General features: G+C 72.7%; 20 protein-coding genes. 12 read left to right on the top strand and 8 right to left on the bottom strand.

From position 1 onward, the window contains the following. Window positions 1-75: 75 nt before the first annotated feature. The 6 genes from AB0J74_RS10585 to AB0J74_RS10560 all read left to right on the top strand — a co-directional run bounded on the left by AB0J74_RS10585 (window position 76) and on the right by AB0J74_RS10560 (window position 5,097). Window positions 76-804 carry an SDR family NAD(P)-dependent oxidoreductase gene (locus AB0J74_RS10585; RefSeq protein WP_363446814.1) on the top strand — a complete coding sequence of 243 codons (729 nt, stop codon included), beginning with the start codon at window positions 76-78 and terminating at the stop codon, window positions 802-804. Then, window positions 801-1,958 (top strand): galactonate dehydratase, encoded by a 1,158-nt coding sequence (gene dgoD / locus AB0J74_RS10580; RefSeq protein WP_363446811.1) that lies wholly within the window; start codon window positions 801-803, stop codon window positions 1,956-1,958. Before AB0J74_RS10585 ends, dgoD begins: the two co-directional genes overlap by 4 nt. Beyond that, window positions 1,952-2,782, top strand: a complete 831-nt coding sequence (locus AB0J74_RS10575) for a hypothetical protein (protein ID WP_363446809.1) — start codon at window positions 1,952-1,954, stop codon at window positions 2,780-2,782. The genes dgoD and AB0J74_RS10575 overlap by 7 nt, the downstream gene beginning before the upstream one ends. Then, entirely contained in the window at window positions 2,779-3,393 is a 615-nt protein-coding gene (locus tag AB0J74_RS10570; protein ID WP_363446807.1) for a bifunctional 4-hydroxy-2-oxoglutarate aldolase/2-dehydro-3-deoxy-phosphogluconate aldolase, read from the top strand. Before AB0J74_RS10575 ends, AB0J74_RS10570 begins: the two co-directional genes overlap by 4 nt. After that, entirely contained in the window at window positions 3,390-4,331 is a 942-nt protein-coding gene (locus AB0J74_RS10565; RefSeq protein ID WP_363446805.1) for a sugar kinase, read from the top strand. Before AB0J74_RS10570 ends, AB0J74_RS10565 begins: the two co-directional genes overlap by 4 nt. Before the next feature lie 109 nt (window positions 4,332-4,440). Next, complete coding sequence (locus AB0J74_RS10560; protein WP_363446803.1) at window positions 4,441-5,097, top strand: response regulator transcription factor; 657 nt, start codon at window positions 4,441-4,443, stop codon at window positions 5,095-5,097. Window positions 5,098-5,161: 64 nt separating this feature from the next. Here the strand turns inward: AB0J74_RS10560 and AB0J74_RS10555 are convergent, their stop codons facing one another. Both AB0J74_RS10555 and AB0J74_RS10550 read right to left on the bottom strand, forming a co-directional pair. Next, window positions 5,162-7,537 (bottom strand): bifunctional salicylyl-CoA 5-hydroxylase/oxidoreductase, encoded by a 2,376-nt coding sequence (locus AB0J74_RS10555; RefSeq protein ID WP_363446800.1) that lies wholly within the window; start codon window positions 7,535-7,537, stop codon window positions 5,162-5,164. Between the two features lie 19 nt (window positions 7,538-7,556). After that, entirely contained in the window at window positions 7,557-9,200 is a 1,644-nt protein-coding gene (locus AB0J74_RS10550) for an AMP-binding protein (protein WP_363446797.1), read from the bottom strand. A 60-nt stretch (window positions 9,201-9,260) separates the two neighbouring features. Here AB0J74_RS10550 and AB0J74_RS10545 point away from each other — a divergent pair, with 60 nt between their 5' ends. Continuing rightward, complete coding sequence (locus tag AB0J74_RS10545) at window positions 9,261-10,112, top strand: PaaX family transcriptional regulator C-terminal domain-containing protein (RefSeq protein ID WP_363446796.1); 852 nt, start codon at window positions 9,261-9,263, stop codon at window positions 10,110-10,112. 4 nt (window positions 10,113-10,116) lie between these two features. Here the strand turns inward: AB0J74_RS10545 and AB0J74_RS10540 are convergent, their stop codons facing one another. The 5 genes from AB0J74_RS10540 to AB0J74_RS10520 form a co-directional block, all read right to left on the bottom strand. Then, a complete protein-coding gene (locus tag AB0J74_RS10540) occupies window positions 10,117-10,494 on the bottom strand; it encodes a RidA family protein (RefSeq protein WP_363446794.1) in 378 nt (125 codons plus the stop codon). A gap of 11 nt (window positions 10,495-10,505) precedes the next feature. Next, window positions 10,506-11,258 (bottom strand): SDR family NAD(P)-dependent oxidoreductase, encoded by a 753-nt coding sequence (locus tag AB0J74_RS10535; RefSeq protein ID WP_363446791.1) that lies wholly within the window; start codon window positions 11,256-11,258, stop codon window positions 10,506-10,508. Continuing rightward, complete coding sequence (locus tag AB0J74_RS10530) at window positions 11,258-12,094, bottom strand: enoyl-CoA hydratase family protein (RefSeq protein WP_363446790.1); 837 nt, start codon at window positions 12,092-12,094, stop codon at window positions 11,258-11,260. Before AB0J74_RS10530 ends, AB0J74_RS10535 begins: the two co-directional genes overlap by 1 nt. Then, entirely contained in the window at window positions 12,091-13,230 is a 1,140-nt protein-coding gene (locus AB0J74_RS10525) for an acyl-CoA dehydrogenase family protein (protein ID WP_363446788.1), read from the bottom strand. The genes AB0J74_RS10530 and AB0J74_RS10525 overlap by 4 nt, the downstream gene beginning before the upstream one ends. A 269-nt stretch (window positions 13,231-13,499) precedes the next feature. After that, a complete protein-coding gene (locus tag AB0J74_RS10520; RefSeq protein WP_363446786.1) occupies window positions 13,500-15,551 on the bottom strand; it encodes an MMPL family transporter in 2,052 nt (683 codons plus the stop codon). 67 nt (window positions 15,552-15,618) lie between these two features. Between AB0J74_RS10520 and AB0J74_RS10515 the strand changes: the two genes are divergently transcribed. The 5 genes from AB0J74_RS10515 to AB0J74_RS10495 all read left to right on the top strand — a co-directional run bounded on the left by AB0J74_RS10515 (window position 15,619) and on the right by AB0J74_RS10495 (window position 19,420). Continuing rightward, complete coding sequence (locus AB0J74_RS10515) at window positions 15,619-16,041, top strand: MarR family winged helix-turn-helix transcriptional regulator (RefSeq protein WP_363446783.1); 423 nt, start codon at window positions 15,619-15,621, stop codon at window positions 16,039-16,041. A gap of 65 nt (window positions 16,042-16,106) precedes the next feature. Next, window positions 16,107-17,321 (top strand): hypothetical protein, encoded by a 1,215-nt coding sequence (locus AB0J74_RS10510; protein ID WP_363446782.1) that lies wholly within the window; start codon window positions 16,107-16,109, stop codon window positions 17,319-17,321. Window positions 17,322-17,423: 102 nt separating this feature from the next. Further along, window positions 17,424-17,855 carry an Hsp20/alpha crystallin family protein gene (locus tag AB0J74_RS10505; RefSeq protein ID WP_363446780.1) on the top strand — a complete coding sequence of 144 codons (432 nt, stop codon included), beginning with the start codon at window positions 17,424-17,426 and terminating at the stop codon, window positions 17,853-17,855. 59 nt (window positions 17,856-17,914) lie between these two features. Next, a complete protein-coding gene (locus AB0J74_RS10500; RefSeq protein ID WP_363446777.1) occupies window positions 17,915-18,235 on the top strand; it encodes a helix-turn-helix domain-containing protein in 321 nt (106 codons plus the stop codon). A 126-nt stretch (window positions 18,236-18,361) separates the two neighbouring features. Beyond that, on the top strand, window positions 18,362-19,420 hold the full coding sequence (locus AB0J74_RS10495; protein ID WP_363446775.1) for a lysylphosphatidylglycerol synthase transmembrane domain-containing protein: 1,059 nt from the start codon (window positions 18,362-18,364) through the stop codon (window positions 19,418-19,420). Here AB0J74_RS10495 and AB0J74_RS10490 read toward each other — a convergent pair. After that, the gene (locus tag AB0J74_RS10490; protein WP_363446773.1) at window positions 19,417-20,403 is read right to left on the bottom strand and encodes an SDR family NAD(P)-dependent oxidoreductase; all 987 of its coding nucleotides are present in this window, start codon (window positions 20,401-20,403) and stop codon (window positions 19,417-19,419) included. The genes AB0J74_RS10495 and AB0J74_RS10490 overlap by 4 nt on opposite strands. Window positions 20,404-20,467 lie beyond the last annotated feature (64 nt).

The raw sequence follows: 20,467 nt of genomic DNA, 5'->3' as shown, positions 1-20,467 counted from the left end.
GGATTGTCCAGGTGGTCGCGAGCATCCGACATTCCTCACGCGTCCGGGCGCGGGTTGACTAGCAAGGTGGGAAACATGGCACGAGGATTGTTGTCGGGAAAGGTCGCCGTGGTGACCGGCGCGGCCTCCGGCATCGGGGCCGCGGTGGTCGAGCGGTTCCTGGCCGAAGACGCACGGGTGATCGCGGTGGACCTGGCCGACCAGGTCCCCGGCCCCGGGGTGTGCACGGTGACCGGCGACGTCGCCGACCCCGCGACCTGGCGGCGGGTCGCCGACCTCGCGCGCACCGAGTACGGCCGGCTCGACGTGTTGCACAGCAACGCGAGCGTCGTGGTGCGGGCGCCGGCCCACGAACTGTCGGAGCACGACTGGGACCGGCAGATCGCCGTCAACCTCAAGGCGACCTACCTGGCGATCCACGACTGCGTCGGGCTCCTGCGCGAGGCCCGCGGCGCCGTGGTGCTGAGTTCCTCCGTGCACGCGCTGGCCGGCCTGCCCGGGCATCCCGCATACGCCGCCGCCAAGGGCGGCCTCGTAGCGCTCGGTCGCCAACTGGCCGTGGAATACGGACCGCACGTGCGGGTCAACACCGTCCTACCGGGACCGATTCTCACCTCCGTCTGGGACGACATCAGCGAGTCCGACCGCCTGCGCAGCGCCGCGGCCACCGCGGCCGGGCGGCTCGGCCGGCCCGACGAGGCCGCCGCCGCCGTGACGTTCCTGGCCAGCGACGAGAGTTCCTACATCACCGGCGCGTGCCTCGTCGTCGACGGCGGCTGGACGGCCGTGAAGGACTCCGCATGACGGCCGCGGGCCGGATCGTCAGCGTCGAGACGTTCCTCGTGCCGCCGCGCTGGCTGTTCTGCCGGGTGGAGACGGACCAGGGCGTGGTCGGCTGGGGCGAGCCCATTGTGGAGGGTCGCGCCGAGGCCGTGCGGGCTACCGTCGAGGTGCTGGCCGGTTATCTGGTGGGGCAGGACGCGGCGCGCATCGAGGATCACTGGCAGGTCATGGCCAACGGCGGCTTCTACCGGGGCGGCCCGGTGCTGTCCAGCGCCCTGGCCGGCCTCGACCAGGCGTTGTGGGACATCGCGGGCAAGGCCTACGGCGTCCCGGTGCACGCGATGCTCGGTGGCCCGGTCCGCGACCGGGTCCGCATGTATGCCTGGGTCGGCGGCGACGACCCGGCCCAACTGGCCGACAACATCGGCGCCCGGCTCGAGCAGGGCTTCACCGCCGTCAAGATGAACGCCACCGGCCGGATGCCCGCGCTGGCGACGGTCGCCGACATCACCGGCGTGGTCGACCGCGTGGCGCTGGCCCGCGAGGTCCTCGGCCCGACCCGCGACGTCGCCGTCGACTTCCACGGCCGGGTCGGGGCGGCCGACGCCCGGCGCATCCTGCCGCTCATCGCGCCGTTCCACCCGATGTTCGCCGAGGAACCGGTGCTGCCCGACCGGCCGCACCTGCTGCGCGACGTCGTGACCGCCAGCACCGTGCCGATCGCGACCGGCGAGCGGCTCTACTCGCGGTGGGACTTCCGGCCGGCGCTGGAGGCCGGGGTGGCCGTGGTGCAGCCCGACCTGTCCCACGCCGGCGGCATCTCCGAGACCCGGCGGATCGCGGCCCTCGCCGAGGTGTTTGACGCCAAGCTGGCCCCGCACTGCCCGCTCGGCCCGATCGCCCTCGCGGCCAGCCTCCAGGTCGCCTTCGCGACGCCCAACTTCCTGATCCAGGAGCACTCGATCGGTATCCACTACAACGAGGGCGCCGACCTGCTCGACTACGTGACCGACACCAGCGTGTTCGCCTTCACCGACGGGCACGTCGCCCGTCCGACCGCGCCCGGGCTCGGCGTGCGGATCGACGAGGCCGCGGTGCGGCGAGCGGATCAGGCCGGGCACGCGTGGCGCAATCCGGTCTGGCGGCACGACGACGGCGGGTTCGCCGAATGGTGACGGGCCGGATCGTCCTGACCGCCCGTGTCGACCTCGGCCAGGGTGGTCGTTGGACGTCGCTGGCCGGCGGCGGCCGCGAGTGGCTGTGGTCACGCCCCGATCCCGCGCGGTCCGCGGTCGGCCCGGGAGCACCCTTCGTCGACGCCGGCGGGATCGAAGAGTGCCTTCCGACGGTCCGCGGGCTCCCCGACCACGGCGACGTGTGGAGCCGGCCGTGGACCGGCACCGCGGCCCGGAGCCAGGTGCGCTGCGCCGACTTCGAACTCTGGCGCGGGATCGCGGAGGAGGCCGGTGCGGTCGTGGCCACCTACCGGCTGGCCGCGGACCCGGGTTTCCGCTTCGTCTGGGCCGCCCACGCCCTGCTCGACCTCGGCGAGGGGGCGCGGATCGTCGCGCCGGAGGGCACCGTGACGCGTCTTTATCCGGAAGCGGCCCCACTGCTCGGCCGCCCCTGGCCGGCTGCCGCCGCATACCTGGACGGCACGTGGCCCGCGCCGCACGGCCTGCGGCTCGACCGGTTCGGCGCCGACGACGGCACCGCCGTTGGTGCCGTGCTGCGCTGCGCCGCCGTGCGGGTGGTGGACCGGGCGGACGTGCTCGACCTGCGGGTGGAAGCGCCGCCGGGCGTCCCGGTCGGCACCGCGCTGTGGCGCAACCTCGGCGGCTTCCCCGACGGCTCGCCGTACCGCAGCATCGGTGTCGAGCCTATGCTCGGCGCCGTCTTCGACCTCGGGGAAGCCGGCCCCGACGACGCGGCGGTCGTCCCGCCGTCGGGCGAACTGAGTTGGCGGCTCGTGCTGGCCGCGGAACGGATGGACGGATGACCTTCCTCGAGACCCTGGCGGCCCGCCGCCTGCTGGCGATCGTGCGGGGACCGGACCCGCGCGCGGCCACCCGCACCGTGCTCACCCTGCTCGACGAGGGCGTGGATCTGGTCGAGGTCTCCCTGGTGACCCGAGACGCGCTCACGGTGATCCGCGACGTGCGCGCGGCGCTGGGCGCGGGAGCCGACCTCGGGGCCGGGACGGTGGTGACCGCGACCGACGCGCACGCCGCGGCCGAGGCCGGCGCCTCGTTCCTCGTCACTCCGGCGGTCAGCGAGGCGGTGCCGGCCGGACGCGCGCTGGGCCTGCCCGTCCTGGCCGGAGCGCTCACCCCGACCGAGGTGGTGGCGGCGCTGGGGGCCGGGGCCACCGCGATCAAACTGTTTCCCGCGTCGCTCGGCGGCGTGCGTCACCTGCGCGCCCTGCGCGACCCGTTCCCGGAGGTGGCGTTCGTGCCGGTCGGCGGCGTCGGCGTCGCGGAGGCGACCGACTACCTGGCCGCCGGCGCGGTGGCGGTCGGTGTCGGCTCGCCACTGGTCGGCGACGCCGCCGCCGGCGGAAGCCTCGACGACCTGCGCGGCCGGATCCGCGCCTTCCGGGCGGCGCGGTGAGCGTGGTCGACGTCGTCACCTTCGGCGAGACGATGGCGGCGCTGCGGGCCGACGGCCCGATCCGGCTGGGCGGGACGATGCGGCTGACGGTCGCCGGCGCCGAGTCGACCGTGGCGATCGGGCTCGCCCGGCTGGGCCATCGGGTCGGCTGGGCCGGCCTGGTCGGCGGCGACGAGACCGGCGAACTCGTGCTGCGCACCCTGCGGGCCGAGGGGGTCGACGTCGGTCACGCCCGCGTCGACGAGCGAGGACCGACCGGACTCGTCCTCTTCGAGCGCCGGGTCGGCGACCTCGTCCGGGTCACCTATCACCGGTCCGGTTCCGCGGCGTCGTACCTCTCGCCGGCTGACGTCCTGCCGGCACTCGACCCACCGCCCAGGCTGCTGCACGTCACGGGCATCACCCCGGCCCTGGGCCCCGCGCCCGCGCAGGCGGTCCGGGCGGCGGTGGAGTCGGGCGTACGGGTCTGCCTCGACGTCAACTATCGCGGCCGCCTCTGGGACCGCGATCAGGCCGCTGCGGCGCTGCGCCCGCTGGTCTCCTCCCTGTCGGTGGTCGTCGCGTCCGACGACGAGTTGGACCTCCTCGCGCCGCCCTCGGCCACGACCGAACGCGACCGGGTTTCGGCCCTGCTCGACGCCGGGGTGAGCGAGGTGGTCGTCAAACGCGGCGCGGCCGGAGCGAGCGGCCACACCAGGCGGGAGAGCGTGCACGTGCCGGCCCGGCGGATCCGCGTCGTCGACGTGGTCGGAGCCGGTGACGCGTTCGTCGCCGGCTACCTGTCCGGGCTGCTCGACGACCTGGACCTGGCCGGCCGGCTCGACCGCGCGGCGATCACGGGCGCCTTCGCGGTCGCGGCACCCGGCGACTGGGAAGGCCTGCCGACCCGGTCCGAACTCAGGCTTCTCGACACCGGCCCCGGGCACACCCTGCGCTGACCGCGTTGTGGTACCTGGGTCTGACGTCGTCGGGGCCCGCCGTTCCTAGGATGAGGGCTGTGTCCCGTGGTCTCAGGCTCGACGCGGCGGTCCCGATCGGGGGGCGGCGATGACCATCAGGGTGGTGCTGGTCGACGACCAGACGCTGGTGCGCACGGGCTTCCGGCTCGTCCTCGACGAGACCGACGACATCGAGGTGGTCGGCGAGGCCGCGGACGGGCCGCGAGCGCTCGACGTGGTGGCACTGACCCGCCCCGACGTCGTGTTGATGGACGTGCGCATGCCCGGCCTCGACGGCATCGAGACCACCCGCCGCATCCGCTCCAGTCAACACCCGGCCAGGGTCATCATCCTGACCACCTTCGACCTCGACGAGTACGTGCTGGCCGGCCTGCGCGCCGGTGCCAGTGGCTTCCTGCTCAAGGACGCCCTCGCCGCCGACCTGGTCTCCGCGGTGCGGGTGGTGGCGGCCGGCGAGTCGGTGGCGGCGCCCAGCGTCACCCGCCGCCTGATCGCCCATTACGTCGGCCGCGCACCGGCGCCGCCCACCTCCGCCGAGCGGCTCGCCGCCCTCACCGGCCGCGAGCGGGAGGTGCTCACCCTGGTCACCCGGGGCATGTCGAACGCCGAGATCGCGGCCGCCCTGGTCCTTTCCGAGAGCACGGTCAAGACCCACCTCGGCCGCATCCTGTCCAAACTGGACCTTCGTGACCGGGTCCAGGCGGTCATCCTCGGCTACGAATGCGGCCTCGCGGCGACGGAGTAGACCGTCTCCTGCCGATCATCCCGGCTCGCGACGGGCCCAGACGCCGCCTGGCGGCGTCTCGGGATCACGGCGGGCCGGGCTGGCCGTCAGGGGTGCCGGCCGGACCCGGTCGCCAGCGGCGGTGGCGGGTGCCGGGCTCGCCGGCGCGGATGAGGTCGAGTCGCGGTCGCGGGCCGTCCGTGCGGCCACTTCGCGGCCGGCGTGATCCGGCCTGCCAGGGCTGTGGCCACTGAGCGCCAGGGCCGGCGTACCCCTGCTCCGCGGCAGCGTGCAGTGTCCAGTGTGGATCATAGAGATGTGCCCGGCCGATCAGGCACAGGTCGGCGCGGCCGGCGAGCAGGATCGAGTTGACGTCGTCGTACGACGAGATCGCGCCGACGGCCATGGTCGCGATGCCGGCCTCGTTGCGGATGCGGTCCGCGAACGGTGTCTGGTAGGAGCGGCCGAACGCCGGTCGCTCCGCCGGGTCGACCTGGCCGGTGGAGACGTCGACGATGTCGGCGCCGGCCGCAGCGAACGCCCGCGCGATCTCGACGGCATCGTCGGCGTCGACGCCGTCGGCGCACCAGTCGGTGGCCGAGATCCGCACGCTCATCGGCAGGTCGGCCGGCCACGCGTCGCGCATCGCCGCGAAGACCTCGAGCGGAAAGCGCAGGCGGTTGGCCAAGCTCCCGCCGTATCGGTCGGTCCGGTGGTTGGTCAGCGGGGAGATGAACGAGGACAGCAGGTAGCCGTGGGCGCAGTGCAGTTCCAGCAGGTCGAAGCCGGCCCGGGCGGCACGCCGGGTGGCGCCCACGAACTGCCGCGTGAGCTCGCTCAGGTCGCTGACCGCGAGCTCGCGCGGGGTCTGGCTGACACCTGGCCGGTAGGGCAACGGCGAGGGCCCGACCACCTCCCAGTTGCCCTCCGGGAGCGGCTCGTCCATCCCCTCCCACATCAACCTGGTCGACCCCTTGCGGCCCGAGTGTCCCAACTGGACACCGATCCTGGCCGCCGAGTTCCCGTGCACGAACTCGGTGATCCGCCGCCAGCCCGCCGCCTGCTCGTCGGTGTAGAGACCGGTGCAGCCGGGCGTGATCCGACCGGTGGGTGAGACGCACACCATCTCGGTCATCACCAGGCCCGCGCCGCCGAGCGCCTTTCCGCCGAGGTGGACGAGGTGGAAGTCGTTGGGCAGCCCGTCCTGTGCGCAGTACATGTCCATCGGCGATACGACGACGCGGTTGACCAGTTCCAGACCGCGCAGCCGGAAGGGCTGGAACATCGGCGGCCGGACCTCGCCGTCGCCGGCGAACCAGGCGTCGACCCCGGCCACGAACTGCGGGTCGCGCACGCGCAGGTTCTCGTAGGTGACCCGGCGGCTGCGGGTCATGATGTTGAACGCGAACTGTCGCGGGTCCTGGCCGGTGTACTGCCCCAGGTTCTCGAACCACTCGAGACTCGCCTGCGCGGCCCGTTGCGTCGAGACCACCACGGGCTTGCGTTCCGCCTCGTAGGACGTCAGCGCCGCGTCCAGGCCGGGCTGCTCGCGCAGGCACGCGGCCAGCGCCAGGGCGTCCTCCATGGCCAGCTTGGTGCCGGAGCCGATGGAGAAGTGCGCGGTGTGTGCGGCGTCGCCCAGCAGGACCACGTTGCCGTGCCGCCACCGTTCGTTGCGGATGGTCACGAACGTGAGCCACCGGGAGTTGTTCACATACAGCTCGGCGTCGCCCAGGGCGTCGCGAAAGAGGTCGCGGACCAGCTCCACCGACTTCTCGTCGGACTCGCCCGGCAGGAACGAGCGCGCCGCGAAGCTGTCGAAGCCGGCGCGGCGCCACACCTGCTCGTTCATCTCGACGATGAACGTGCTCGTCCGCGCGTCGAACGGGTAGCCGTGTACCTGCATGACGCCGTGCGGCGTCTCGTTGACGTAGAACGTGAACGCGTCGAAGACCCGGTCGGTGCCGAGCCACATGTAGCGGCACCGCGTGGTCTCCGCCGACGGGCGGAACACCTCCGCATAGCGGCCGCGCACGGTCGAGTTGACGCCGTCGCTGGCGACGACGAGATCGTAGGACTCCCGCAGCAGCTCGACGTCGGGCGCGGCGGTCGAGAATCTGAGGTCGACGCCCAGCTCGCGGCAGCGCTGCTGGAGCACCTCCAGGAGGCGCCTGCGGCCCATCGCGGCGAACCCGTGCCCCCCGCTCGTGTGCACCTCGCCGCGGAAGTGGACGTCGACGTCGTCCCACTGCGCGAACTCGCGCCGCATCTGCTCGAAGATGCGCGGGTCGGCGTGTTCGATGCCGCCGAGCGTCTCGTCCGAGAACACCACGCCGAAGCCGAACGTGTCATCGGCGGCGTTGCGCTCCCAGACGGTGACCTCGTCGGCCACCTCCAGCTGCCGGACGAGGGCCGCGAAGTAGAGGCCGCCGGGACCGCCGCCGATCACCGCGATCCGCACCGGGCCACCTCGCCGACCCTCATGCCGGCTCCGCCATGGTCGGGACGGAGGCCTGCGCCCGCAGGACGTATCGCTGGACCTTGCCCGTGCTGGTCCGCGGCAGGCTCGCGATGAACTCGACCGCGCGCGGGTATTTGTAAGGCGCGATCTGCCGTTTCGTGAACTCCTGCAGCTCCGCCGCCAGCGAAGGTGTGCCGGCCGTGCCCGGGCGCAGCACCACGTAGGCCTTGACGATCTGGCCGCGCTGCGGGTCGGGGGCCCCGACGACACAGCACTCCTCGACGGCCGGGTGGGCCGTCAGCGCCTCCTCGACCTCGGGGCCGGCGATGTTGTAGCCCGACGAGACGATCATGTCGTCCCGCCGGGCGAGGTAGTGGAAATAGCCGTCCTCGTCCTGCAGGTAGGTGTCGCCGGTGAAGTTCCATCCATTCTGGACATACGCCGACTGTCGCGGATCGTTCAGGTAGCGGCACCCCGTCGGGCCTTTGACGGCCAACCGGCCGGGAGTGCCGCGCGGGACCGGGTCGCCGGCGTCGTCGAGCACGGCGGCGCGGTAGCCGGGTATGACGCGGCCCGTGGCGCCGGGGCGGATGTCGTCGTCGGCGGCGGAGATGAATACGTGCAGCATCTCGGTCGACCCGATGCCGTCGATCAGCCGTACCCCGGTCGTCTGGAAAAAGTCGTGCCAGGTCGCGGCCGGCAGGTGCTCGCCGGCGGAGACGGCGCGGCGCAGGCTGCGCAGCCGTTCCGGCCGGCCGGCGCGCAGCATGGCCCGGTAGGCCGTCGGCGCGGTGAAGCAGACGGTCGCCCCGTGCCGGGCGATCAGGTCGGCGAGCTGGTCCGGGGTGGCCTTCTCGACGAGCAGGGTCGCCGCGCCGACCCGCAGCGGGAACACCAGCAGGCCACCGAGCCCGAACGTGAAGGCCAGCGGGGGAGTGCCGGTGACGATGTCGTCGGGCCGCGGCCGCACCAGGTGGCGGGAGAAGGTGTCGGCGATCGCCAGCACGTCGCGGTGGAAGTGCATCGTCGCCTTGGGGCGCCCGGTCGTGCCGGAGGTGAAGGCCAGCAACGCGACGTCGTCGGCCGAGGTGTCGATCGCGGTGAACCCGTCGTCGACCGCTTCGACGCCCGGCCCCAGGGCGTCGTAGGTCACGACGGGAGCATCGCCGAGCCGGGCCAGTCGCAGGTCGTCGACGAACCGGGCGTCGCACAGGGCGAGGTCGACGCGGGCGATCTCGGCGACGGCGGTCAGTTCCGCCGGGCGCAGCAGGGGCATCGTGGTGACCACCACGCCGCCGGCCTTGAGCACGGCGAACCAGCACGCCGCGAGCCACAGGTTGTTGGGGCCGCGCAGCAACACCCGGTTGCCCGGCACGACGCCGAAGTCGCGGGTCAGCACCGTGGCGATCCGGTTCGACATCCGTTCCAGCTCGCCGTAGGTCCACGTCTCGCCGGTGGGGGTGAGCAGGCAGGGCCGGTCGGGGCCGAGCCGGGCGATCACGGCGGTCAGCAACTCGACGGCGCAGTTGAGGCGGTCGGGGTAGCGCACCTCGGCCAGTTCGAAGATCATCTCCGGCCATTGGTCGAACGGCGGGAGGTGGTCGCGGCAGAACGTGTCCACGTGTGCGGACGGTTTGAGCGCGGTCGCATTGTCCCACGTCATTCCCCAAGTATTCGCATCCCATGACGACAGTCAAGAGAACGCATCAGATATGGTTTCTCCGTGGTGGTGGAGACGGACGATTCGGGCGGTCGCGGCCAAAAACCGAGGGCGCTGATCGTCACGGTGTACGGCCTGTACGCGCGCGAGGCCGGCGGCCGGATGAGCGTGGCGTCGATCATCCGGTTGCTGGCCCAGTGCGGCGTCGACGAGCCGGCCGTCCGCTCCGCGATCTTCCGCCTGAAGCGCCGCGGCCTGCTCGACGCGGTGAGGGTCGACGGCGTCGCCGGGTACGAACTGTCCGACGACGGCCGCGAGATTCTCCGCGAGGGGGACCGGCGGATCTTCGATCGCCGGCGCGCGACGCCGGCCGACGGCTGGATCCTGGCGGTGTTCAGTGTCCCGGAGAGCAAGCGGGACCAGCGGCACGTCTTGCGCTCGCGGCTCGCCTGGCTCGGTTTCGGCACGGTGTCCGCCGGCGTCTGGATCGCGCCGGCGCACCTCTACGACGAGACTCGGGAGACGTTGGAGCGTGACGGCCTGGCCGTCTACGTCGAACTGTTCCGCGGCGACCACCTCGCGTTCGCCGACACCGCCGCACGCGTGGCGCAGTGGTGGGACCTGCCCCGGTTGTGCCGGCTCAACGACGACTTCCTGCGCCGGTACGAACCCATGGCCAAGGCCTACCGCCGGCGCACCCGACTCGACGACGCGCAGGCGTTCGCCGACTACGTCAACGCGCTGACGGACTGGCGCCGGCTGCCCTACCTCGAACCGGGCCTGCCGCTCGAGACCCTCCCGCCGGACTGGAACGGCGTCCGGGCCGCGGACGTCTTCTTCGCCCTGCACGAGCGGCTCGGCGGGGCCGCGCACCGGTTCGTCGACTCGGTGCGGGCCGACGTGCGGGTGGGCTGACCGGTCAGACCACCGCGAATCCCTGCACCTCGACGAGCGCCTCGACGTCCCACAGCCGCGACACGCCGATGCCGGCCATGGCGGGGTAGTCGGTGCCGACCAGCCGCCGCCAGACCCGGCCGATCTCGGCCGCCCGGGCCCGGTAGTCGGCCAGGTCCGTCGCGTAGACGGTCAGGCTCGCGAGCTGCTCGGGGCGCCCGCCGGCCGAGCGCAGCGCGGTCAGCAGGTTGGTCAGCGCCTGTTCGAACTGTGTGACCACGTCGGCACCGACGATCCGGCCCTGCGCGTCGAGCGCCGTCTGCCCGGCCAGGAAGACGACCGTGCCCCGGCCCACCACGGCATGCGAGAAGCCGCGCGGCCGCGCCAGCTCCGGCGGGTTCACCCGCTCCAGCGTCACTGCACCGCGCCTCCGTCCACATTGATGGCCTGCCCGGTGACCGCGCCGTTGGCGAGGCAGAACCAGACCGCGTCGGCGACCTCGGCCGGCTGGATCAGCCGGCCGATCGGCTGCTTGCGCTCCAGCAGTCGCCGGGCCTCCTGCGGGCTGCGCCCGGTGGTCGACGCGATCGTGTCGACGGTGACGTCGGTCATCGGGGTGTCGACGTAACCGGGAGCGACCGCGTTTACGGTCACGCCGGTGCCGGCCAGCTCGGCGGCCGCGGACCGGACCAGGCCCAGCACGCCGTGCTTGCTGGCGGTGTAGGCGGCGATGTAGGGCTCGCCGACGTGGGCCGCCGAGGACGCGATGACGACCACCCGGCCCCAGCCCGCCGCACGCATCGCCGGCAGGCACCGGCGCACGCACCGGAAGGGCGCCGTCAGGTTGAGGTCGAGCATCCGCTGCCAGTCGGCGTCGGTGGTGCGGTCGAGCCGGGCCGAGTGTCCCGCGCCGGCGCAGGCGACGAGCACCTCGACCGGTCCCCAGGTCCGCTCGACCATGCCGTACGCGGACTCGATCTGCTCGGGATCGGTGACGTCGGCCGGGACGGCCAGCACGGGCCCCGCGCATCCCGCGGCCGCCTCGTCCAGCCGGCGGCCGTCGCGGGCGAGCAGAGCGACGCGCAGACCCTGGTCGCTCAACCGCTGCGCGACCGCCCGGCCGATGCCGCGGCTCGCGCCGGTGACCAGCGCGACCCGCCCGTCCATCAGCGTCCCTGCCAGCGGGGCGGGCGCCGCTGCGTGAACGAGGCGTGGAACTCGGCATGGTCCTTTGTGGTCATCAGCAGGGCCTGGGTCATCGCGTCGAGCTCCATCGCCGCCGACATCGGCATGTCGAGCTCGCGGGTGAGCAGCGACTTGGTCTGTGCGAACGCCAGCGTCGGCCCGTCGGCGAGGGTCCGGGCGAGTTGGGCCACCGCGGCGTCGAGGTCGTCGTCGGACACGAGCCGGGACACCAGGCCGTAGCGGTCGGCGGTCGCCGAGTCGATCGTGGCGCCGAGCATCAGCAGTTCCGTCGCCCGGCCCAGACCGACCACCCGCGGCAGCAGGTAGGCGGCGCCCATGTCGCCGCCGGACAGCCCGACCTTGGTGAACAGGAACGCGAACCGGCCGGACGTGCTGACCACCCGGAAGTCGGACGCCAGCGCGACGACCGCACCGGCGCCCGCGGCGATGCCGTGTATCGCGCTGACGATGGGGATCGGGCACTCGCGCATCGCGCGGATGACGTCGCCGGTCATCTTGGTGAACCGCATCAGGTCGCGCGGCTCCATGGTGACCAGCTCGCCGATGATCTCGTTGACGTCGCCGCCGCCGCAGAACCCCTTGCCGGCGCCGCGGATGACCAGCGCCCGCACGTCCTGGTGGTGCGGCAGTTCGGCGAGCAGGTCGCGCAGGTCGGCGTAGCTCTCGAAGGTGAGCGCGTTGAGCTTCTCCGGGCGGTCCAGCGTCACCGTGGCCACTCCGTCGGCCTTGGCGAACCGGAAGTTGTGCCACGACGTGGTCAGCTCGGGCGAGGCGTGGAACCGGTATGGCGTCGTCATCTGATGCCGATCAGCTCGCGGGCGATGATGGTGCGCTGGATCTCGGAGGCGCCTTCGTAGATGCGCAGGGAGCGTACGTCCCGGTAGAGCTGCTCGAGCAGGTGGCCGCTGCGCAGCGCGACCGCGCCGTGCAGTTGCACGCAGCCGTCGACGACCTGCTGCGCCGCCTCGGTGGCGAACAGCTTGGCCATCGCCGACCGGCGCCGCTGTTCGCGCGGGTCGTCGCCGGCGTCATAGGCGGCCGCAGCGGCGTAGACGAGCAGCCGGGCCGCCTCGACCTGGGTGGCCATGTCGGCGATCCGATGGGCGACCGCCTGCTGCCGGGCCAGTGGGCCGCCGTGCACCTGCCGGGTCCGGGCGTGCGCGACGGTGGCGTCCAGGGCGGCCTGGGCCATCCCGACCGCGAACCCGCCGACGCTCGGCCGGAACAGGTCCAGGGTGCGCATGGCGACGGCGAAACCGCCGTCGACCTCGCCCAGCACCGCCTCCGGGCCGACCTGCACGCCGTCGAAGACCAGCCGGCCGATGGGGTGCGGGGAGAGCATGTCGAGCGGCTCGCCGGACAGGCCGTCGGCGGTGCCCGGCACGGCGAACGCGGTGACGCCCTTGCTTTTCGCGCCGGGCGTCGTGCGGGCGAACACCGAGTAGATGTCGGCGTCCGGCGCGTTCGAGATCCACATCTTCTCGCCGGTCAGCCGCCAGCCGGCACCGTCCGGCTCGGCCCGCAGCGTCAACGCCGCGGCATCGGAGCCGGCGCCCGGCTCGGAGAGGGCGAAGGCGGCCACGGCCTCGCCCGAGACGACCCGTGGGATCCACTCACGCACACACCCGGGCGTGCCGGACTGCAGGATCGGATACGAGCCCAGGCCCTGCAGCGCCAGCGCGGTCTCGGCCTCGGCGCTGACCTGGGCGAGCGTCTCGCGCAGCAGGCAGAGTTGCAGCGCCGCGGCGTCGCGCGGCTGGTCACCGGTGCCGCCGAACGCCGCGCGCAGCAGCCCGAGATCGCCCATCGCGCGGAGCAGCGGCCGGTTGACCCGGCCGTCGTGGCGGGCCAACGGGACAAGCCGCTCGGCCGCCGTCGCCCGAGCCCAGCCGACGAACCGCTGGTGCTCGGCGCTGAGGCGAAACTCGACCACCGGCGGTCCCTCCCGGGTCGGCACCTACGGCCCGGCTAAACGATAACGCATCCGTGACGCCCGTCAACAGATCGCAATCTTGCCTGCCGGGGAACGCCGGCGCCGAACCGCCGCCGGCCCGGCCCGGGCGGTGCGGACCTACCGGTCCCCGGTTGTGTGCCGCCACTCCAGCCGGACGAGACCGGTCCGCGTCGGACGGTGATCCGTACGGCCGGCGGCTACCGGCTCAACCTGAGCGACGACGAGCTCGACCTGGCCGACGTCCGTCGTCAGGTGCGCCGGGCCCGCACTGGCCACCACCAGTTGACCCTGCCGAACGCCGCTACCAGGGCCGGGGTCAGGACCCCGCGGACGATGGTGGCGTCCAGGGCGATGCCGAGGGCGAGCGTCGTCGCGAAGATCTTGACGTCGACCACCGGGACGGTGGAGAGGGCGATGAAGGCCAGCACCAGGATCAGCGCGGCCGAGGTGACCAGCCGGCCCGTGTAGCCGATGCCGTGCACGGTGGCCTCGTCGGTGGACAGGCCGTTGTCGTGGCCCTCGCGGATGCGGGACAGGATGAAGACCTCGTAGTCCATCGACAGTCCGAACAGGAACGAGAACGCCGCGATCGGCACCCAGACGGTGATCGAGCCGCTCGCCTCCGTGCCGAACAGGGCCTCGCTGCCGTGGCCCTGCTGCCAGATCAGGACCGTCAGGCCGTACGCAGCGGCGATCGAGACGACGTTGAGCAGCAACGCCTTGACCGGCAGCCAGATCGAGCGCAGCGCCCGGGCCAACAGGGCGAAGGTGACCAGCACGACCAGGGCCAGCACCCACCAGCTATCGCCGTAGATGGCGTCGACCGAGTCGGCGTCCTGTGCCGCCGTGCCGCCGACCTCGCCGGGCGCGACCGCCCGGATCCGCTCGACCGTCGCCGCGCCCGCCGGACTGGCCGGGTCGGCGTCCAGCAGCACGGGGAGCAGCCGCTCGTCGCCGACGGTCCAGCCGGGACCGGTCGGCGTGACGACAGCCCGCACGCCGTCGACCCCGGCCACCGCCGCGGCGTCGCCGGTGGTCAGCACTTCGACGGGGCGCAGCACACCGGGGGAGATCCCGGCGTCGACCAGGTTGCGGTAGCCGATCGCCGCGGGGCTGTCACCGCCCGCGATGGCGGCGATCTCCGGCGAGCCCAGGCGCAGCCCGAAGACCGGCAGCGCGAGGACGACCAGCGCGGCGGTGGCCAGTGCGGCGGCGACCCAGCGGTGCCCGACCACGGAGCGGCCGATGGCCAGCCAGGCCCGGCTCTCCGTCTTCGGCGGGCGGCGGCGCGGCCACTCCAGCCTCGGGCCCGCCGACGCGAGCAGCGCGGGCAGCAGCGTCATCGCGACCAGGACACTGACCAGCGGGATCAGCAGGCCGCCCACGCCGATGCTGCGCAGGAACGGCAGCGGCAGCACGACCAGCGCGAGCAGGGAGATGGCCACCGTCACGCCGCTGAAGACGACCGCGCGGCCGGCGGTGGCCATCGCCGTGCGTACCGCCGTCTCGTTGTCGTTGCCGTTGGCGCGCTCCTCACGCCAGCGCATGACGATCAACAACGCGTAGTCGATCGCGACGCCGAGGCCGATCAGGCCGACCAGGTATTGCACGATGAACGAGACGTCGAGGCCCGCGGTCAGCGCCAGGACCAGCAGGAACGTCGTGGTGATGGCGACGGCGGCCATCAGCAGGGGTACGAACGCCAGCAGCGAGCCGAACGCGAGCGCGAGGACGACCAGCGCACCGCCGGCGCCCAGCGCGATCTCGACGATGATCGGCCGGTCGGAGCCGCCGCCGCTCTCGTTGAGCGGGTCGACCCCGGTCACCAGCAGCGGTGCCCCGCCGATCCGCAGATCGCCGATCGCGCCTTCGATCTGCGGCAACGCGGCGGCGTAGGGTTCGGGCCCCGGCGTGAACGGGGGATAGACCAGGGCGAAGGTGGTGCGGCCGTCGGCCGACAGGAACGGCACCGGGTCGGCCACGTCGAGCGCGGACGCGATCCGCCAGCCGGGCTTCTGCAGTCGGCCGAGCGCGGCGCCCAACTCCGCGCGTACGTCCGGGTCGGTCACCGCCCGACCGGCGGGGAGGGTGACGGTGACGACCAGCGGGTCGACGTCGCCGCCGCCACCGAAGGTGCGCTCGATCCGCTGGTTGGCCTCGTACGCCGGCTGGCCGGGGAAGCTGAACTCGTAGCTCAGCCGATCGATCGCGCGTGGCGCCAGGGCGCCGCCGACGACCGCGAGCAGCAGCCAGCCGAGCATCACCAGTCGCCGATGGCGCAGGATCCAGTTGGTCCACATCGTCGCCGCCCTGGGGTTCCGGGGTATAAGGAGCCTTATGGTTAGCCGGCAGCCTACGCTGCCAAACATGGACTTCGACGACGACGCCGTCGTCCCGTGGACGGTGGTGCGGGCCAGCCATGCCCTGAGCCGCGTGTTCACGGCCGAGCTCGCCGCCGTCGGCCTCAAGCCGCATCTGTTCGGCATCCTGGCCACCCTCCACCGCAACCCCGGCATGTCCTCGGCCGACCTGGCCCGCCAGGTGCGGGTCACGCCGCAGAGCATGGGCTCGCTGCTGCGCGGGCTGTCCGCCGACGGCCTCGTCGAGCACCCGGAACCGCGGCGTGGCCAGCCGCTGTCGCTGCGCCTCACGGCCGCGGGGGAGGAGTTGCTCGGCCGGGCCTGGCCGGTGATCGCGCGGATGAACCAGCCGGAAGCGCTCGGCCTCACCGCGACCGAGGCCCGCCAGCTCAACTCCCTGCTGCACCGCGTGCTCGCGGCGACCGACTGAGTCGGGCTCGGCAGTGGGACAATGACACCACAGCTCGCCCCGCCTCACCCCCCAAGGTTGGCGACATGACCGCGGATCCTGCCGCCCAGCTGCCCACCTTCTGTCACATCAGCGACTTCGGCGAGTACGGCTACCGGCGCCTTCACCGCATGATCGCGATCAGCCAACCGCTGACGCTGTGGTCGCCGTCGAGCGTCCTGTTGCGGTCGAAGGCGTGCTCGGTCAGCCCGGACGACTTCGTCAAGCTCGTGGAGAACGGAACCGTTCGGATCGTCGGGCGGGAGTCGTGGTTGTTGGACCGTAGCTTTCGGGACCGCCACCACTGGGATGGCGCCCGGTGGGACCCGAAGATCGACGGCGCGATCAGGGACATCTTTCACGAGGATCATCTTGGTGGTGGCGCTCGACGGCATCCGCGGGTGGCGGTCGCGCCCGACGCGGGCGGCCGCCAGTGGGCCGCGGGGTTTCTGGACGAGCATCCGGAGCAGCTCGGGTTCTGGGAGGGCGTGATCGTCGGTGATCGGCCGCAGGACCGGATTCCGGCCGGCACCTTCGAATCGATCCAGAAGATGCCATGGGACCCCCGCGGCGCGGTCGAATATCTCCTCGGTTCGGCCCGCAACCACGGACAGGCGCTGGCGAATGCCGGGTCGGAGATGGACTTCCTGCTGCGCCCGGCCGATGCGCGGTTCCTGAACCTGATGGCGCAGGCGCGCATCGACGGACAGCCGGCGGTCGGGCCGCCGGCGCCGCGTCAAGCTCCCGAACCGGGGCAGGAGCAGTTCCTGGCGGCTCAACTGCTCGAAGTGCTGGCTCGCCTGGATGACGTGCGCGGTCGGGGCGGGCTGATGCGCTTCATCGGCAACGGTGGTCACGCCGAGTTGGTCGCGTGGTTCAGGACCGTCGCGGATCTGCTCAAGGGCACCGACCCGACGCGGTTCGAGGGCGAACTCCTGCGCCACCTCCAGAACGAGGTGCGCAAGGGCAGCCGCCGCGGGCTCGGCTCCCTCCTGGACGGTCCGCCCAGCGTGGTTACGTCCGTCGTGGGAGCCGCCGGTGTCGCCGTCGACGGTTTGCAGGTCGCGCAGGATGCCAGCGTCATGAACCTGCTCGGCGTCGCGATCAGCACGTTCATGATCGGCGCCGGCCTCTGCCAGCGGCTGGGTTGGGTGGGCGGTTCGTTCACCGGGATTCAATGGCCGTATCTGTACACGTACGGCAAAGCCCCCAACAAGGATCGGCAAACCAGGCTGCTGGATCTTCTGGAGAACATCGACTAGCGAGGGTTGAAATCTGCACCGCTGGGTATAGAATTAATGCGTCAGCAAGCACAACATCTCTCCCGTGACTGACCGATACTCCGCCTTGGAGGTGTGCTGATCATGATGCGTTTCGACCCGTTCCGTGACTTCGACCGGCTCGCCAGTGAGGTGCTGGGCGCGGCCCGCACGCCGTCGCTGATGCCGATGGACTGCCTGCGCACGGGCGACACCTTCGTCGTCCGCTTCGACATGCCGGGCATCGATGTCGACAGCCTCGACGTCTCGGCCGAGCACAACACCCTCACCGTGTCGGCCGAGCGCCGCCGGCACGACCCCGACGACGCGACCTACCTCGTCTCCGAGCGGCCGTCCGGCACCTACCGTCGCCAACTCGTGCTCGGCGAGGGCCTCGACATCGACGCGATCCGCGCCGACTACAGCGACGGTGTGCTGAGCCTGACCATCCCGGTGGCGGAGCGGGCCAAGCCGCGCCGCATCGAGGTCACCCGCGCGGGCGCCGACCACAATGTTCTCGAAGGGGCGAGCGCCTGAGACCGACATCGGACGGACCCGCCGCGAGCCCGGCGGGTCCGCCGGGCAGGAGGCCACCCATGGGCGACGACACTCCCGGCGCCGGCGCGCTCGACGACGCCGGCTATCCCGCTTACGCGATGGGCGCGGCCGCCGACGCGCTCGGTGTGACCCCGGCGTTCCTGCGTGCGGTCGAGACGGCGGGCCTGTTCGAGGCGCACCGTTCCGGCGGCGGCCACCGCCGCTACAGCCGCGACGACCTGCAGCGCGCGGACCGCGCCCGGCACCTGGTCGACGACGGCATGCGGCTGGACGCCGCCGTCCGGATCGTCAGCCTGGAATACCAGCTGGCCGCGGCCACCATGATGATCGAGGTGTTGCGGCGCCGCCTCGGCGACTGACGCTTGGTGGCTCTCCGTGATCATCGGGGTGGTCGGCGATCTTCGATGTCCAGGTCGCCGCGTTGGGCCACCGGCCCGCGCTTTACCATGCGTGAATGGCCACGACCGGGTCGCGAGGATCCCCGCATGCCTGAAGGGCAACCGCGAACCACGGTCGTTCCTGACGAGATGCCGGGGTCCACGGAGCGCTCCAGAGGCACCCGCCGGTGGATACGCTTCCTCGTCATCGCGGCGGTCGTGACGGCGCTCGCCGTGTTCGGCCTGCGCGGCCGCCTTCCCGACCTGGGCGACGTGCTGGCGGCGTTCGCCGACGCCGACTACGGCTGGGTCCTGGTCGCGGTGGTCCTCCAGGTCGCCTCGCTCGGCGCCTTCGTGCTCCAGCAGCAACTGTTGCTGCGCAGCCTGGGCGTACGCGTGCGGCCCGGCCGGGTGTTCGCCATCACCCTGGCCGCCACCGCGGTCGCGATCGGGGTCCCGGCGGGCGCCGCCGTGTCCACGGTCTTCACCGTCCGCGAGTACGAGCGCGCCGGTGCCACGCGCGAGGCGGCGGCAGCGTCGGTCATCGTGTCGGGGCTGGCCTCCATCGGCGGCGTGGCCCTGCTCTACGTGCTCGGCAGCCTGACACTGCTGGCCGGCAGCCCGACGCACGTGATGAACTGGCGGCCGCTGCTCGTCGTCGTGGGGCTGGCCGCTATCACGGTCGTCGCCACCGTGATCGGCCGCCGGCAGCTACGCAGACCGGCGCCGGAGGAAGGCACGAGCGGTGGCACCCGAGCGGCCCGTTGGGCGCGAACCGCGCTGAATTCGGTGCGGAAGGCATGGCGCACCGGCGCCGACGTCGACGCCCGCGACTGGGCGGCCGCGCTCGCGTACTCGACCGCGAAGTGGTTCGCCGACCTGATGTGCCTGGTCGCCGCCGTCCGGGCCCTCGGGCTGCCGGTTTCGCTGACGACGATCGCCGCCATCTACCTCAGTGTCCAGGTCGTCCGCCAGGTTCCGCTCACGCCGGGCGGGATCGGCGTCGTCGACATCGCGCTGATCGCGGGGCTCACGGCCGCGGGCGCCGGCAGCGCGACCGCGGGCGCCGCGGTCCTGATCTACCGCCTGCTCTCCTGCTGGCTCATCATCCCGGCGGGTGGCCTGGCCGCGACGACGCTCCGCCGCGCCCCGGTCACCGCGACCTAGCGGCGCGTTCGGATGGGGCCCCATGGTCGTCCGGAAGCCCGCGCCCGCCATCCCACGGCCGCGGCGGTCAGCGTGGCGGCGCCGGCGACAGCGGCTGGCCTGAGCCAGTGCCGACCCCATCGGGCAGACGTGTCGTCGAGCTCGGGCAGTGGGGCGAAGACGTTGCCCGGGTGCGCCTCGACCGGGTCACGTGACAGGCCGGCGGCGCGCATCAGCGGGCCGACGAGCAGGTCATACACCGGAGGCATGGCGACGAAGCCGATTCGCATGACGCGGTTGGCCAGGCCCACCGACACGGTGCGGCGCGGCCGTTCGGCCAACCGCACGATCGCCGCGGCGACCTTCTCCGGAGCGTCGACAGGTGGCGGCGGCCGGCCGACCCACCCGGCGTAATTGGCCGCGGACCGATAGATCGGCGTGTCCACGCCACCGGGGTCGACGACGCAGACATGGATGTGCCGCGCGTCGCGGGTCTCCTGCCGCAGGACGCGGGCCAGGCCGCGCATCCCCCATTTGCTGGTGATGTAGGCACTCATGTAGGGCGCGGCGACGAAACCGAGCACGGAGCCACCGAGGATCAGCACCCCGGACCCTTGGCTGCGGAAGCGCGAGAGCGCCGCGCGGGCGACGGTGGCGGCACCGAGCAGGTCGGTCCGGACCACCTGCTCGAACACGCCGGCGGGCAGGTCCTCGAAGCGGCCGTACGCCATCACCGCCGCGGTATGCACCCAGACGTCGATCCGGTCACCGCTGCCCGCCAGCGCCGCCACGGACGCGGCGTCGTTGACGTCGACCGGTGCCACCCGCACCCGCGCGCCGAGGGCCCGGCACTCGTCCGCCACCTGCTCGAGCACCCCGGCCGCGCGAGCCGACAGGACGAGATCGTCACCGCGGCGCGCGAACGCGAGGGCGGCGGCGCGGCCGATGCCGCTGGACGCACCGGTCACCACCACGGCCCGCGGCCGTCGGGCACTAGCTGCCATGCAGCGCGGCTACCCACGGATGCCCGGCTTACGCCACGACCAGCGACATCGTGAGTTTCAACTG

Origin of the sequence: Asanoa sp. NPDC049573, assembly GCF_040676615.1 — a bacterium.
Lineage (GTDB): Bacteria > Actinomycetota > Actinomycetes > Mycobacteriales > Micromonosporaceae > Asanoa.
Note: the sequence above shows the minus strand (reverse complement) of the source record. Positions and strands in the feature narration are given on the sequence as shown.